The following is a 14,345-nucleotide window of genomic DNA, read 5'->3' on the forward strand; positions in this document are numbered from 1 at the left end:
CGGACATGGACGACGACGAACAGCAGGCGGAGTACGAGCCCGGATCGGGGATCTTGCTGGTGTTCGGGCGACAGCTCAAGCGCCTACGCGAATGGGCAGGAATGGAACGCCCGGAATTCGGCGCGAAGACCGGCTACTCCGCTGCCACCATCGCCTCATACGAGCAGGGGCGGCGCATCCCCCCGCCCAAGTTCATCGACAAGGCGGACGAGGTACTGGGGGCACACGGCGTTCTGGTGGAGATGAAGGAGGAGGTGGCGAGGGCCCGGTATCCGGCGTTCTTCCGGGATGCGGCGCGGTTGGAGGCGACGGCGGTCGGGCTTCATGTGTATGCGGCGCAAGGGCTGCCGGGGCTGCTACAGACAAAGGAGTACGCGCGGGCGGTCTTCGCCATGTGGCGGCCCCTACTGGACGAAGAGACCATCCAGCAGCGAACTGCGGCACGGCTCGACCGCCAGCAGGTCTTTGCCCGCATGCCGGCGCCGACGATCAGCTTCGTCATCGAGGAGGCGTTGCTGCGCCGTCCCCTCGGTGGAAAGGCGGTCATGCGGGGCCAGTTGGAACAGATCCTGCTGCACGGCCAGCGCCGCAATGTCGAAATCCAAGTGATGCCGACCGCCCGGGAGGAGCACGCAGGACTGGGTGGGGCCTTCACCTTGATCGAGTCACGCGAAGGGCGGAGGATCGCCTATGTGGAGGCGTACAGGGACAGTCGCCTGCACTCGGACCGGAAAGCGGTCCGGGAGATCGAGGAGCAGTACGGAATCCTCAGAGCGCAGGCGCTCACGCCGCGCGAGTCGCTGGCCTTTGTCGAGAAGTTGCTGGGAGAAGCATGAACAACGAAGAGACTGCGCAGGCCGTGACTGAGTTGGCCTGGTTCAAGAGCAGCTACAGCAGTGGCGCGGGCGGCGAATGCGTCGAGATCGCATCTGGCGCCACCGCCGTGCATATCCGCGACTCGAAGGACCTCACACGGTCCGCGCTGACAGTACCCCCCGCCGCCTGGGCCACATTCGTCGGCTTCGCCATAGCCGAGGCGCCCTGACGGATACGGCGGGGCGCTCTCCTCCCCCGAGACACGAGGGGCAGAGCACCCCACTACCCACCCCGTGTGGCGGCTCTCCGAACTCCCTTCCCTCTCAAACGAATTGGGGTCCGCAGCCCGAAGGCCGCGGACCCCAATCTCTTTCCGCTCTTCTCTACTTCACAGCCTTACCGGCCAGGCGGCTGCGTGGGCGGCGCCGGCGGGTACGAACCGGGCGCGCCGGGCTGCTGCTGATACGGCTGCTGCTGGTTCGGCATGAACCCACCAGGACCGCCGGGCCCACCCGAGCCACCGTAGCCACCGGGACCACCGGGCGGCGGGCCGTTACGACCGTTCTTCTTCTTGGCCACGAGGACCACAACCAGGATGATGACGAGGACGGCCACCACACCACCGACGATGCCGATGATGACGCCGGTGCTCATACCCTTGTCGCTGTTGATGTTCGCCGACGTGTCGTCGTTGCCTGCTGCGCTGGAGGGCTTGGGAGTCGCGCCACCGCTCAGCGCCGGGAACGGGCCGTCCTTGGGGCCAGCGGGAACGTTCTTGGTCAGCGCGCTGTAGGGCTTGATGAAGCCGTAGCCGTAGTGCTGGTCGGGAAGCTTCATGCCCTGCTTGCTCGCCGGGATACCAGCCGTCTTGATCAGGCGGTTGGCCACCTGACCAGCCGTCAGGTTCGGGAATTTGGAACGAATAAGGGCCGCGGCTGCGGAGACGTAGGCGGTGGCGTCGGAGGTACCGTTGGCCAAGTGGTACTTACCCTTAGCCTCTTCCATGGCGCTTGCGGACCTGATACGCGCACCCGGAGCAGTCAACTTGACGTAAGGACCATAGTTGGATTTGCCCCAGACGTAACCATGGTCGTCCACTGCCCCCACTGCGAGAACACCTGGGGACCCAGCCGGATCTTGAGGAGTATCCACCCCGTCATTACCTGAGGCCGCGACTACGAGCACGTCATGTTTGCGGGCATAGTCGATGGTCTGCTGCTCCTCTGGAGTCACCTCCCAGCCGCTGATACCGATCGACATGTTCACAACTTTCGCGCCCTTGTCGACTGCATACTTCAGCGCTTCAGCATATTTTGTCTGCTGCCCAGTCTTGGGATTCTCTTCGGTCGAGATGTTGATTGCAACCGGAAGAATCTTAGCGTCGGGGGCTAGGCCCTTTACCCCCTCGGATCCACCAGCCCCATGACCGTGACCGGCAATCAGCGACGACATCGCCGTGCCGTGCTCCCCGTCATCACCAGAGCCCTGGTCTGCACGGCCACCAGTCACGAAGCTCTTACCCGGCAGAACCGATCCTGTGAGATCAGGGTGACTTCCGTACACGGGCCCGTCGATTACTGCGACAGTAACGCCCTTACCCGTGGAAATCTTCCAGATCGACGCCGCATCGAACTTTTTCAATGGCCACTGGTCGTTCCTAATCTGGTCTGCCGAAGCAACCGGCGCGGTGCCGAAGAGCAGTGCCCCCGCCACTACCGCGCCGCTCACCGCACGCAGCGTCCGCGTGAAGCTCATGCCAAAACACCTTCCTCACAGAGTTGGGGCCCGCAGCCCGAGGGGCTGCGGGCCCCAAGCGTCTCTACCGATTGCTTGTCCGGCCGTTCCTACTCGATGACCCGGGGAGCCACATTACGCTCCGGCGTCCAGGTCTCCTCCTCCTCCACCAGGTAATCGGGACGGTTACCGTCCTGCCCCTTGCCCTCGCCCTTACCGCCGTGGGCACCATGGGCGCCGCCCATCATGCCTGCCGGGCGACGTCCGCCACTGCCGGAACCGGTACCGGCTGCGGTTCCCCCGCGGCTGCGGTGCAGACCGGAACCACCCTGGCCTCCGCCGCTGGCCTTACCACCGGTCGAGCCGACGAGGCCGCCCTTCTGGCGAGCCTGCGCACCACCACCGGTGCTGACGCCAGCGCGTCCGCCGCCTGCGCCCTTTCCTGCGCCACCGTGGGCGCCGCCCATACCCGGCATACCGGGCTTACCGGTGCGAGCCCCAGCGCCACCAGGGCCCGACGCGCCGCCCTTGAGACCGGACGCGCCGCCCTTGAGACCAGACGCGCCACCCTTGAGACCAGACGAACCGCCCTTGGGGCCGGATGCGCCGCTGATACCACCCTTGCCGCCCGGCATGCCAAGGCCGCCGCCCGCGGGAACGTTGACGCCTGTGCCACCGCCGCCACCGCCACTCGGCATGTGAACACCGGCGCCGCCGCCACCGCCACCACCGGGGATCTTGACCCCGGGACCGCCGGTGCCGCCGGGGCCGCCACTGTGGGCGCCATCCAGGCCGGTCGTCACATCGGGACCGGGCACCTTGGGCTTCATGGAACCCATTCCGCCACTAATGCCTGGCGTTTGGGGCGACTCAGGCGTTTTGGGCATGGGGGCGGCCTTCATGCCTCGCGTGGGGATCTTGACGCCGCCCCCGCTGCCAGCTCCGCCACCGGCGCCGCCACCGCCACCGCCACCGCCCATTCCGCCTGTCGGGAACGGCATCGGCATGGTGCCTACACCGCCATCACCACCACCGTTGTGCTCGGGGATCTTGTCCTCCCGGTTACCGATAGGTGGCGGCTTCAGGGACGACGCCCTCACAACATAGGACGTCCCCAGATCCTCCATGGCCGCAGCAGCCTGAAGTCGCTTCTTCTGGTGACCGGTCAGGTTTTCCTTGTTCAACTCAAGAACCTGCTTGGTGTCCGCGCCAGCCTTCAGCGCGTCATTCAGATCGTCGTCGTCGACCGTATCCGAATCAAGTTGGTCCCAGACGTCATCGCCCCAGTTCCAACCGTCGTGGACCGGCGAGACCTTGGAGACAGCCGTCGACAGGTCCTCAGCTGTCTGGTGCATCACCTTCGCCGCGTGGCTGGCATAGGGAGCACCGGCCTTGAAGTTGGCACTGATCTGCTCCGCCCGCTTGCGGAACCTGTCGGCTGTGTCACCGTGCCAGTGCTCCAGCACCTTCTTCACGGCGTCGTCGAACGTCTTCTGGATACCGCCGCCACCATCACCCGGACCGACCAGCTGGTCGTGAAGGTCCTGCCAGTGCTGCGCAACGTCCCGGACCTGCTGGACGCTGGCGCCGTCCAGCATGCCCTTCAGGCCGTCGAGGTCGTGCAGATTGAACTTGGTTGTGAATCTCTCCCCCGAGTAACCACCCGAGGGCGCACCGCTCGCATCTCCACCCATGTGTAGACCCCCTTCTCCTTCACCTACAGGCCAACCGCTGTGCTGCCCACGTCACTTCATGCTGTTGTCGTGCTCGGCGTCCTCGTAGGCGTCCTTCGTCTGCTTGGACTTCTTGCCGAAATCGTCGATCATGTCCTCAATCAACTTGACGACATTCCGCTCGATGTAGTCCTTCATCTGGTTGTGGGCGTTGTGCATCCGATCCCGCTCTTCAAAACCCTTCCCCAGCGCCCCATCCGACAGAAACGTCTGGTTCTTGGCCTTGTCCTTCGGGCCGCCCATGTCCTTCAGGACCTGGTTCAGCTCCTTGACGACCTGGTCCAGCGCGTCGAGATCGACACCGTATTCCTTACCCATGCTGGGCCTCCCCGTGAGTTGTCAGTCCGTTCTTGCGGCGCCAGTCGCGTATGGCGATCGAGGAGCCGACGACCGCGGCGACGGCCAGGAGTCCGCCGCCGACAATGTAGATGGCGAAGCGCCCCTGCCGGTCCTCGGCGGTCTCTCCGAGGGTGACGGCGACCGGTTCGACGTCAGAGGCGCCGGCTGCGTTGGTGACCTTGTCCGGCGTGGGGTCACCAGTGGGGCGCGTGTCGTCGTTGAGGGCGGCGACCGGGTTGACGACACCCCAGCCGATGTTCTTGTCCTTGCCCTTGCGTACGCGGTCGGCCGTCTGCTCCAGGTGCGAGATGATCTGCGCCGGGCTCCACCGCGGCTTGTCGTTCTGGTGCTTGGCGATCAGGAGGGCCGCGGCACCCGTGACGTACGGCGAGGCGAAGCTGGTGCCCTGGTCGACGCAGTTGCCGCCGCCGGGCACGGTGGAGACCATGTTGACGCCGGGAGCGGCGATGCCGACGAACCGACCGGGCTGCGAGAACGGCGCGCGTTCGTTGTTGCGGTCGGAGGCGGCGACGGCCAGGACGTTGTCGAAATCGTCACTGAACGCGGCGGGGTAGTTGTTCTGCTCCTTGCCGCTGGCGCCGTCGTTGCCGGCCGAGGCGACGATCAGAACGCCCTTGTTCTTGGCCGTGCTGACCGCGTCCTTGAGCGGCCCCAGCTGGCTCTCGCTCGCGAGCGTGCCCTGCGAGATGTTGATGAGGTCGACGCCGTCCGAGACCGCGGCTTTGATGGCCTTGGCCAGGCTGACGGGGGTACCGGCCTGCTGGTCGCTGGTCGTCTGGTACGGGATGACCTTGGCACCGGGCGCGAGGCCGTAGAAGCCGGACGACGGGACTTTCTGGGCGGCGATGATGCCGGCGACCTTGGTGCCGTGGCCGACCGTGTCCACGGTCGCGGTCGCCTTGCCCTTCGTGACGAAGGACTTACCGGAGCCCAGGATGGCCGGCCGGATCTGCGAGTTGCCCTTGTCGATACCGGTGTCGATGACACCGACCTTCACGCCCTCGCCTTTGCCGCTGGCCCACATCTGGTCGACCAGCAGCCGCTGGAGCGACCAGGGGGTCTCCTTGATGTTGCTGGCGCCGAACTTGCACTCACCGCTGTGGAGAGTGGTGTTGTCGTCCGCGACCGCCGGCGCGGCGGTGACACCCGACAGGCCGACGATGCACGCCGCCGTGACCAGTGCGCCCGTCGCTCGGCGACGGTGCCCGGCTCGTTGACCAATGGCGCGAGATCCCACGAGTTGTCTGCTCTCCATGCGTGGCGGATGTGGCGGATGTGATGAGGGCGGAGGTGGTGAGGGGCGCGGGGCGAGGGGTTTGAATCTTGTGGGGGGAGGAAGCTGTGAGGTGGAGAAGGGGTGAGGCTGTGGTGGAGAAGGGGAGAACGGGAGGTGTGGTGGGGCGGGAGTTGACCTGGCACGCAGGTGGACGGCAGAAGGGCGAGCGCACGTGCAGCGCGCTCGCCCTCAATCACCAGTGTGCGAGCCTTCGAGGGCTGCTCAGCCGGTTGCTGTCCGTACTCGCGTGATGCGAGGTCAGCTCGCCCAGATACCGGCGTTCTTGTGCTCGGCGCTCTGGTAGTTCTGAGCGGCCGTGTCCAGCGCCTTGGCGATGGCCTCGAGCGTCGAGTGCAGAGAGGCGGCGCGCTGGTCCCACTCGCGCTGGCGGGCCTGGTAGCCCTCCTGCGCCGAGCCTTCCCAGCTCGCGGCGATCTTCTTGACGCCGGACTCGAGGTCGTCGAGCTGCTGGCGGATGTTGTTAGCCGTCTGACGGACGTCAGAACTTGCCTGCTGGATCGTCGCAAAATTAACGAGGATCTGGCCGGACATGGTGTCTCCTCAGGAGTTGATGATGTCTGGTCGATTCACTTGCCGCAGCGACCAGCCCGGAATCGGCTGGTCTGACTGCGACGGCTGGGCCGTTGCGTCGCGGTCAGCGACGCGGCCCCATCATCCGAACGGCGAAGCCTGGGCGGTGACGTGCGACATCGACTGCTGCTGCTCCTCTTCGGAGGCGGCGTAGTTCTTCGTGGTCGAGTCGATCGCTTCCTTGATCTCGCCCAGGAGCTGGTTGATCCGGTTGCCGTCCTCGTTCACCTGGGACTGCAGCTGGTGGTACGAGGAGGCCGCCTGGCCCTTCCAGCCCGAGGTGATCTGGTCGACGACCGAGTTCAGACGCGAGAGCTCACCCTGAATTGCCTGGTTGACCGAGGCGATCTTGCCGGCGAAGGCATGCATCTCCTCCTCGGTCGTTGTGAACTGACCAGCCATAGTCAACGTCCCCCATGAGACTTGTACGTTGTCCGCGCGATGCCGAGGCGTGTACGCGGCTGGCATCTCCTGCTGACGCCTCCTGCCACATTACCCACTCTTCTGGGTTACTCCCAACAGGGGGTGGCGTCTTGTGACGGGATCACAACATCGTCAACTACGCGTTGAGAGAAAGGCGTTCAGCAGAAACGGACAGAAGCGGTGGAATTGGTCACGAAATGCGCCGATCGCTTCTTGGTCCGGAGCACCTCGCTGAGCGAATAGCAAAAGCGAAGGGCACAAACGAGACGAAGGCGCGGGCAATGGCGAAGGCAATACGGCGGCGGGGCCGCATCCGGACCGTGAACGGTTCCGGATGCGACCCCGCAGCAGTCAGCCGTCCGGCGTCAGGACTGCTGCGGCTGGCTCGCAGCGTGGGTGTTCAGCTGGGGTCCCGCATTGAGCAGCTTGGACCACGCCGACAGGAGGAGCGGCGGGTGCGCGTCGCCGTAGCCGAGGTGGACCTGGGCCTGGTCGATGTCCTGCTTGTCACTGCCGGCCTTGTTGGCGGAGTCGTTGTTGCTCGGGATCGAGTAGCGCAGGCCGGTGTCGGTGACCAGGAAGAGGTTGCCGGACTTGTCCGCGGCGTTGTTCACCTGCCGGTAGAGCAGGCCGCTGCCCGGAGTGACGTACGAGGTGGCACCGGGGGCGATCTTCGCCGGGTAGTCCTTGCCGACCCATGTGCCCATGTCCGGGACGCCGTTGGCGAAGCCGAGCTTGTCGACGCCCGGGTACTTGGTGGTGGTGCCCTTGTAGACGCTGCAGGAGACGCCGTTCTTGGTGGGGGCGCCCAGGCCGCCGGTCTGATCGCCGTGCGCGAAGTCGTTGGCGGCGGTGACCTCTTCGGTGGGCCACGGGCTGGGGATCAGGTCGTTCCCGGGGAGCGAGCCCCTGAAGGTCGACGGGTGGTTCATGGAGTCCAGGATGGGGTGTTTGATGTTGCCGGTGGCCACGGGCACCGGGTCCAGGGCCTTGCCGGTGCCGCCGTTCACCTTCTCCGCGTTCTTGCCCTGCTCCAGGATCTTGGCGACGAAGTTGCTGACCTTTTCGACGCCGTTGAACTCCACCACGTACTTCTGGCCGTCACTGGCCTCGAGGATCGAACCGATCTTGCGCGCCGCCGCCGGGAGGCCGTCCGTCACGGCCGGCGTCCTGCCGGCATTGTCGACGACCGGCATGTCGATCGGGAGCGGGCTCTTGACCAGTGTGTTCATGAAGTCCGCGGTGACCTTCTGCGGTTCGGCCTCGGAGCCGAAGATGATCTGCCGCAGGGACCGGTCCTCGTCGGTGTCGAAGTGCTTGAGACCGACCCTCGCCTCCTTGATCCCCTGAAGCTGGTCAGCGATCATCTGGAACGCGAAGCCGCGCTGGTCCACCAGCCAGCGCGCACCGTCCGGATCCTCGACGTACAGCGCGTGGTTGTAGTCGACCTTGCCCTTCTTGGTGTTGTCGACGAGCTGCTTGTCCTTGCCGTCGAGGACGAAAACGGCCTGCTCGGTCTTGCCGTTCGCCTCGGTTCCGGGGCGGTCGCACACCGCCCAGGTCTTCGGCTTGTCGACGGTGGAGGCGCTGGGCAGCCGGTCGGGGGCGTAGGGAATGCCGATGGCCGGGCCGTGTGCCAGCTTCCCGTCGAGCTCGGATTCCTTGATCTTGAGGACCTGGAACTTCTTCGGGTCGAGAAGGAGTTTGGCTGAGGCGAGGTTCAGGACGGGGTGGAGCAGCTTCGTCTTGTTCCCGTTGGCGTCGTGGCTGGGCAGAACGACATAACGGGTGGTGGATTCATCACCAACGAGGACATTTGCCCCTACGGTGTCCCATCCCTGCGGTGCGACCGGCTTGATAATGCCGCAGGCCCCGAATCCCACGAGCACCAAGACCCCCATGATGATACTCGGCACCACCGCCTTCAGCGGCTTGGGGGCGCTCTCGATCGAACCGTTCGGCAGCGGCTTCAGAAATGCCGCATTCGTACGCTTTCGCGCAAACGAATACGCATTCAGCTCGTCCCGACGTGATGCCATTGTTGCTTTCTCTCCCCGCCTGTTGGATGCACATCGAACCGCCCCCGGCACTCACGCCGTAGCGCCCTCTACTATGCCGTGTGTCGAACGACCCGTACGGTACGGGTGCCACCTTCCGACGCACCAGTCCAAGCATTCAGTCTCAGCGGCGGCCGAAACGCCCAGAGGCCACATCACCAGTAGAGGAGCAGGCCGGGGGATGTCCAGCGCCACCAGGGCTCGACGCCGCAACGGGCGGCAACAGCAGCAACAAGCATCCGCTGCACCGCAATACGCGGGAAATGCCGGCCAAAACGACACAGCGCCGGGCAATAGGCGAAATAGAGGCCGGAGTTCCGCTGCCCGCCCGGCCGGTCCGGTGGCACCGCGGCTGCGCCAGCAGGCCGGCACCATCGGCGGTGTCCGGGTACAGCAACTGGCCATCATCGAACTCGCCGCCGCGCTGGTGCTGGTGGGCTGGACGATCCACCCCGCCGCCCTGACCGCGGCCGTCGTGGTGGCGGCGCTGCTGGTCGTCTTCGCGCTCGGCCGGCGGCGCAAGATTCCGCTGCCGGAATGGATCACGACGGTCCAGGCGATGAAGCGCCGCGGCAAGAACAGCTCCGCGGCGCTCGCCGCCACGCAGAACGTCGACCCGGCGCTGGCGCCCGTCGTCGAGTGCGAGCCGGCGCTGCGGACGTACGAGTACACGACCGAGTCGGACCAGCGCGCCATCGGATTCGTCGGCGACGGCACGTTCCTGACGGCCATCGTGCAGGTGACCGCCCGCGACGAACCGCTGCGGCCGCACCGTGGCAGCCACATGCTGCCGCTGGACGTGCTGCACACCGCGCTGGACGTGGAGGACATCCACCTGGAATCGGTGCAGTTCGTGCAGTACACCCAGCCGGCGCCGGCGCCGCATCTGCCCGAGCAGGCCGTCGCGGCCCGTTCGTACGCGCCGTTGCAGGCGCAGTCGCAGACGCCGGCCGTGCAGCTGTCGTGGATCGCGCTGAAGCTGGACCCGGAGCTGTGCGCCGAGGCCATCGAGGCCCGCGGCGGCGGGGTGGAGGGCGCCCAGCGCTCGCTGCTGCGCGCCGCCGACCAGCTCGTCAGCCGGCTCACCGCACGGGGCGTACGCGCCAAGGTGCTCAACGAGCGTGAGGTCGTGGCCGCGGTCGGCACCGCCGTGTGTGTGAGCCCGCGGGCCGCCAACGGCGCGATGGGAGGCGGCGGCCGGGCCGGCCGCCGTACCCAGGAGACGACCCGGGCGATGCGCTGCGACGACCGCTGGCACTCCACCTACTGGATCGGCCGGTGGCCCCAACTGGGCCAGGGCGGTGCCCCGTTGGCCGCCATCACCCAGCTGCTGACCAGCACCCGCGCGATGGCCAGCACCTTCTCGCTGACCGCCACGCACGGCAGCGGCCGCCTGCCGGCCATCACCGGCTACATCCGGCTGTCGACCCGCAGCGACAACGAACTCACCGCGGCGCAGAATGAGTTGGAGCGCCGCTCCGGTTCCGTGAAGGTCGGTCTCGTACGGCTCGACCGCGAGCAGCTGCCCGGCCTGCTGGCCACGCTTCCCCTCGGAGGTACCCGCTGATGGCCACTCCCACCTACCAGTCCCGCGTCACCGTCCAGAGCGACGGCTGGCGCAACGCTCCGATCGGCTCCGACAACGGCCGCCGGCTCAACCACCAGCCCCGCCCGGAGGAGGAGCAGTCCGGCCCCACCGGGCCCAAGCCCCGGCCCGGCTTCGGGCTGCGCGGGCCGCGCCGCAACGCGCATGTGCTGACGGCCGAGTCGCTCGGTGCGCTGACGCTGCCGGTCGGCGACGACGGCGTGATCATCGGTATCGATCCGCAGAACCAGCCCGCGGTGCTCAGCATGCTGCGCCCGGCGCCGATCGAGATCGCGCTGATCGGCAGCATGTGGATGGCCCAGGTGCTGGCGCTGCGTACGGTCGCCACTGGTGCGCGGGTCGCGGTGGAGACCGCGCGGCCGCAGGCATGGGGGCAGATGGCGCAGGCCGCGGGCGGCGGGCAGCAGTGCGTGTCGATCCACGAGGTGCGCCAGATCGCGCCGCAGGGACCGTCGGTTTCCAGCCCCGTGCTGGTCGTCCGGGACATGGGTGCCCGGCCGCCGCGCAATCAACTCGCGCCCAGCCCCTGGCAGTCGGTGCTCACGGTGCTGCCGTTCCTGGGCCCGCGTTCGCCGCAGATGCTCGCCCGCGTCGACCTGGTCGGCCTCCAGCGGCTCTCCCCCGAGGAGGCGGAGGTTGTGACGCGCATCATGCGGCTGCCCGAGCAGGTCGGCGCGGTGCTGCCGACGCTCAGCGACAACGCCATGCTGTGGGCCTCGCGCGACGGCCACCAGTTCGTCATGACCCAGCCGACCGAGGCGGAGACCCAGCTGCTCGGCGGGCCGCGCCGGATGGACTGACCACGGCCGGGGCCGGTCGTGCGCATGTGGTGCGCGCGGCCGGCCGGAGGCACGAAACCACGGGCGCATCCTCGGATGCGCCCGTAGGTGTGCCAACGGGGCTCGAAGACGACATGACACCGACTGCCGTTATGGGCCGACTCTTGATTAGGCTGTGTCCAGTGCGCGCAGAGCGCCGAAGCACATGACTACGGCAGTCGGTGACGGCAGTCGGTCCGGGGATGGAGACAAGCAGTGTTGGCGCAGCCCCGAGTGGTGTGTTCCGACGTCCACGACATCCGATTCATCCGATCGATCCGCCTGTATCCGGTCCTGCCGTTCAGGTGCGTTGCAGCAGTAGACCAGGAGGCACAGTGAGGGACCAGGAGGCTTTCCGTCCGGACGGGAACGATCCTGACGATGACCAGTCCGAGTTCGATCTGACCGGCGAATTCAAGATCGATTTTGCCGCTCCGGCCTGGTATGCCAGCAACGACACCAGCGGAGGCGCCGGTGCCGCCGCCGCGCAGCCTCCTGCGCCCGCACCAGCGCCCGAGGCGGGGCCCACCGGGCAGCCGCAGGCGGGGCCGCCGCAGGGCCCGCCCGGTGTGCCGCCGCAGGGCGGCCCGGCCCAGGGTGCGCCGGCGCCGGCGGACGCCGCGCCGCCCGGGTTCCCGACGCTGCGCCCCAACGAGCCCGCCGACGGGGCCCCTGCCGCCGCGCCGCAGACCCCGGAGGCCGCCCCGGCCGCGTCCGGCGGTGGCTCCGGCGAGGACCGGGTGCGTTCGGGCACCGGTGTCGATCCCTCGGCCTCGCTGTGGGACGACGATGACGACGACGAGCCGCAGGCGCAGGACGCGCCGGCGGAGGCGTCTGCGGCGCAGCCTGAGGCGCCCGCGCCGCAGGCGCCCGAGCAGCCCAGGCCCGCCGAGGCCCAGGCCGCACCGGCCCAGCAGGCCCCCGCGCAGCCGCAGCCGCAGCCGCAGCAGGGCGTCCCCGCGCAGGCCCAGCCGCAGCCGGAGGCCGCCCCGCAGCAGGCCCCCGTACCGCCGCAGCAGGCCCAGCAGCAGCCCCAGCAGGGAGCACCGCAGCAGGGCGCTCCCTGGGCCGCGGACGGCCAGCAGCAGCCACAGCAGCAGGGCCAACTGCCGCCGCTGCCGCCGGAGTTCCAGCCCGCGGACCCGCGGCTGGCCCAGGCCGGTCAGCCGCAGGCCCCGCAGCAGGCCCAGCAGCCCCAGCAGGCCCCCGTGCAGCAGCAGGCAGCGCAGCAGCAGCCCCAGCAGGGCTATCCGCAGCAGGCCCAGCAGCAGCCGCAGGGGTACCCGCAGCAGGCCCAGCAGCCGCAGCAGCAGCCCGCGTACGGCTATCCGCAGCCCGCCTACGGCTACCCCCAGCAGCAGGCCCAGCAGCCGCAGCAGAACCCCAATGCGGCGCAGCAGCAGCCCGCTTACGGCTATCCGCAGCAGCAGCCCTACCCGCAGCAGGGCCAGCAGCAGCCGCAGCAGCAGCCCGCATACGACCAGCAGCAGGCGCAGGCCCAGCAGGCGGCCCAGGCCCAGGCGCAGGCCCAGCAGCAGGCCGCCGCCCAGGCCCAGCACGCACAGCAGCAGGCCCAGCAGCAGCAACAGCCGCAGCAGCCCCAGCCGTTCCCCGGTCAGCAGGGCGTCGACCCCAACGCCGCGGCGAACTACGCCCAGTACTCGCAGCCCGGCCAGCAGCAGCCCCAGCGGTCGGCCCCGGGCGCACCGCTCGGCTACAGCGCCGCCGTCGAGCTGACCTCCGACCGCCTGCTGCGCAACCAGCCCAAGAAGCGCAAGCCGGGTGCCAACGCGCAGCCGTCGAAGTTCAAGCTGGGCGCGAAGAAGGAGCTGGAGGAGCGTCAGCAGAAGCTCCAGCTGATCCGTACGCCGGTGATGTCCTGCTACCGGATCGCGGTGATCAGCCTCAAGGGCGGCGTCGGCAAGACCACGACGACCACCGCGCTGGGCTCCACCCTGGCCTCCGAGCGGCAGGACAAGATCCTGGCGATCGACGCCAACCCGGACGCCGGCACGCTCGGCCGACGGGTGCGCCGCGAGACCGGTGCGACCATCCGTGACCTGGTGCAGGCGATTCCGCATCTGCACAGCTACATGGACATCCGCCGGTTCACCTCGCAGGCCCCCTCGGGTCTGGAGATCCTCGCCAACGACGTCGACCCGGCCGTCTCGACGACCTTCAACGACGACGACTACCGCCGGGCGATCGACATCCTGGGCAAGCAGTACCCGATCATCCTCACCGACTCGGGTACCGGCCTGCTCTACAGCGCGATGCGCGGGGTCCTCGACCTCGCCGACCAGTTGATCATCATCTCCACCCCGTCCGTGGACGGTGCGAGCAGCGCCAGTACGACGCTGGACTGGCTGTCCGCACACGGCTACGCCGACCTGGTACAGCGCGGTATCACGGTCATCTCCGGGGTCCGCGAGACCGGCAAGATGATCAAGATCGACGACATCGTGTCGCACTTCGAGACGCGCTGCCGCGGTGTGGTCGTCGTCCCCTTCGACGAGCATCTCGCCGCCGGCGCCGAGGTCGATCTCGACATGATGCGGCCCAAGACCCGCGAGGCGTACTTCCACCTCTCCGCCCTGGTGGCCGAGGACTTCGCACGCCAGCAGCAGGCGCAGGGCATGTACGCGCAACAGCAGATGGGCGGCGACCCGTACGCCCAGCAGCAGTACGCCCAGCAGGGCCAGCAGCCGCAGCAGGGCCAGCAGCCGCAGCAGGGCTATCCGCAGCAGCAGGGCCAGCCCGCGCAGCCGCCCGCCGGTTACCCCCCGCAGCAGGGCGGCTGGCAGCAGCAGCCCGGCCAGCCCCCGTCCGGCTGGCAGCAGCAACAGCCGGCGCCGGACGCTCCCCTGCCGGACGGCGGCGGCTGGACCCAGCAGCCGCCTCCGCAGTGAGCCGGACGTAGCGAAAAACAGG

Annotated in this window: 12 protein-coding genes; 5 read left to right on the forward strand and 7 right to left on the reverse strand. The window is 68.0% G+C overall.

Annotated elements, in window-relative coordinates:
• Positions 1–5: 5 nt before the first annotated feature.
• Both SNA_RS30860 and SNA_RS30865 read left to right on the forward strand, forming a co-directional pair.
• Positions 6–836: a helix-turn-helix domain-containing protein gene (locus tag SNA_RS30860; RefSeq protein ID WP_030066646.1), complete on the forward strand. Its 831-nt coding sequence runs from the start codon at positions 6–8 to the stop codon at positions 834–836.
• Positions 833–1,045: a DUF397 domain-containing protein gene (locus SNA_RS30865; RefSeq protein WP_030066647.1), complete on the forward strand. Its 213-nt coding sequence runs from the start codon at positions 833–835 to the stop codon at positions 1,043–1,045. Before SNA_RS30860 ends, SNA_RS30865 begins: the two co-directional genes overlap by 4 nt.
• Before the next feature lie 167 nt (positions 1,046–1,212).
• On the opposite strand, the gene SNA_RS30870 is transcribed toward SNA_RS30865, so the two are convergent.
• The 7 genes from SNA_RS30870 to SNA_RS30900 all read right to left on the reverse strand — a co-directional run bounded on the left by SNA_RS30870 (position 1,213) and on the right by SNA_RS30900 (position 8,972).
• A complete protein-coding gene (locus SNA_RS30870; RefSeq protein WP_044367839.1) occupies positions 1,213–2,571 on the reverse strand; it encodes a S8 family serine peptidase in 1,359 nt (452 codons plus the stop codon).
• 89 nt (positions 2,572–2,660) lie between these two features.
• On the reverse strand, positions 2,661–4,244 hold the full coding sequence (locus tag SNA_RS42900; protein WP_030066649.1) for a hypothetical protein: 1,584 nt from the start codon (positions 4,242–4,244) through the stop codon (positions 2,661–2,663).
• A gap of 51 nt (positions 4,245–4,295) precedes the next feature.
• Positions 4,296–4,601 (reverse strand): hypothetical protein, encoded by a 306-nt coding sequence (locus SNA_RS30880; protein ID WP_030066650.1) that lies wholly within the window; start codon positions 4,599–4,601, stop codon positions 4,296–4,298.
• Entirely contained in the window at positions 4,594–5,880 is a 1,287-nt protein-coding gene (gene mycP / locus SNA_RS30885; RefSeq protein WP_030066651.1) for a type VII secretion-associated serine protease mycosin, read from the reverse strand. The genes SNA_RS30880 and mycP overlap by 8 nt, the downstream gene beginning before the upstream one ends.
• 297 nt (positions 5,881–6,177) lie before the next feature.
• Positions 6,178–6,471, reverse strand: a complete 294-nt coding sequence (locus SNA_RS30890; protein WP_044367841.1) for a WXG100 family type VII secretion target — start codon at positions 6,469–6,471, stop codon at positions 6,178–6,180.
• Between the two features lie 120 nt (positions 6,472–6,591).
• Positions 6,592–6,912: a WXG100 family type VII secretion target gene (locus SNA_RS30895; protein WP_030066653.1), complete on the reverse strand. Its 321-nt coding sequence runs from the start codon at positions 6,910–6,912 to the stop codon at positions 6,592–6,594.
• Between the two features lie 386 nt (positions 6,913–7,298).
• Positions 7,299–8,972, reverse strand: a complete 1,674-nt coding sequence (locus SNA_RS30900; protein ID WP_030066654.1) for a type VII secretion protein EccB — start codon at positions 8,970–8,972, stop codon at positions 7,299–7,301.
• A 358-nt stretch (positions 8,973–9,330) separates the two neighbouring features.
• On the opposite strand from SNA_RS30900, the gene eccE reads away from it, so the two are divergent.
• The 3 genes from eccE (at position 9,331) to SNA_RS30915 (ending at position 14,323) form a co-directional block, all read left to right on the forward strand.
• Positions 9,331–10,557, forward strand: coding sequence for a type VII secretion protein EccE (eccE, locus tag SNA_RS30905; protein ID WP_030066655.1), 1,227 nt, complete (start codon positions 9,331–9,333; stop codon positions 10,555–10,557).
• Positions 10,557–11,396: a hypothetical protein gene (locus SNA_RS30910; protein WP_030066656.1), complete on the forward strand. Its 840-nt coding sequence runs from the start codon at positions 10,557–10,559 to the stop codon at positions 11,394–11,396. Before eccE ends, SNA_RS30910 begins: the two co-directional genes overlap by 1 nt.
• A gap of 353 nt (positions 11,397–11,749) precedes the next feature.
• A complete protein-coding gene (locus SNA_RS30915; protein ID WP_044367842.1) occupies positions 11,750–14,323 on the forward strand; it encodes an SCO5717 family growth-regulating ATPase in 2,574 nt (857 codons plus the stop codon).
• Positions 14,324–14,345 lie beyond the last annotated feature (22 nt).

Source organism: Streptomyces natalensis ATCC 27448, assembly GCF_000935125.1.
Lineage (GTDB): Bacteria > Actinomycetota > Actinomycetes > Streptomycetales > Streptomycetaceae > Streptomyces > Streptomyces natalensis.

Excerpts from the sequence above, each read along its gene's own strand:
- SNA_RS30860 (WP_030066646.1), top strand. The coding sequence starts at position 6 with ATGGACGACGACGAACAGCAGGCGGAGTACGAGCCCGGATCGGGGATC.
- SNA_RS42900 (WP_030066649.1), bottom strand. The coding sequence starts at position 4,244 with ATGGGTGGAGATGCGAGCGGTGCGCCCTCGGGTGGTTACTCGGGGGAG.
- SNA_RS30900 (WP_030066654.1), bottom strand. The coding sequence starts at position 8,972 with ATGGCATCACGTCGGGACGAGCTGAATGCGTATTCGTTTGCGCGAAAG.
- SNA_RS30895 (WP_030066653.1), bottom strand. The coding sequence starts at position 6,912 with ATGGCTGGTCAGTTCACAACGACCGAGGAGGAGATGCATGCCTTCGCC.
- SNA_RS30865 (WP_030066647.1), top strand. The coding sequence starts at position 833 with ATGAACAACGAAGAGACTGCGCAGGCCGTGACTGAGTTGGCCTGGTTC.
- SNA_RS30890 (WP_044367841.1), bottom strand. The coding sequence starts at position 6,471 with ATGTCCGGCCAGATCCTCGTTAATTTTGCGACGATCCAGCAGGCAAGT.
- SNA_RS30880 (WP_030066650.1), bottom strand. The coding sequence starts at position 4,601 with ATGGGTAAGGAATACGGTGTCGATCTCGACGCGCTGGACCAGGTCGTC.
- SNA_RS30910 (WP_030066656.1), top strand. The coding sequence starts at position 10,557 with ATGGCCACTCCCACCTACCAGTCCCGCGTCACCGTCCAGAGCGACGGC.
- SNA_RS30870 (WP_044367839.1), bottom strand. The coding sequence starts at position 2,571 with ATGAGCTTCACGCGGACGCTGCGTGCGGTGAGCGGCGCGGTAGTGGCG.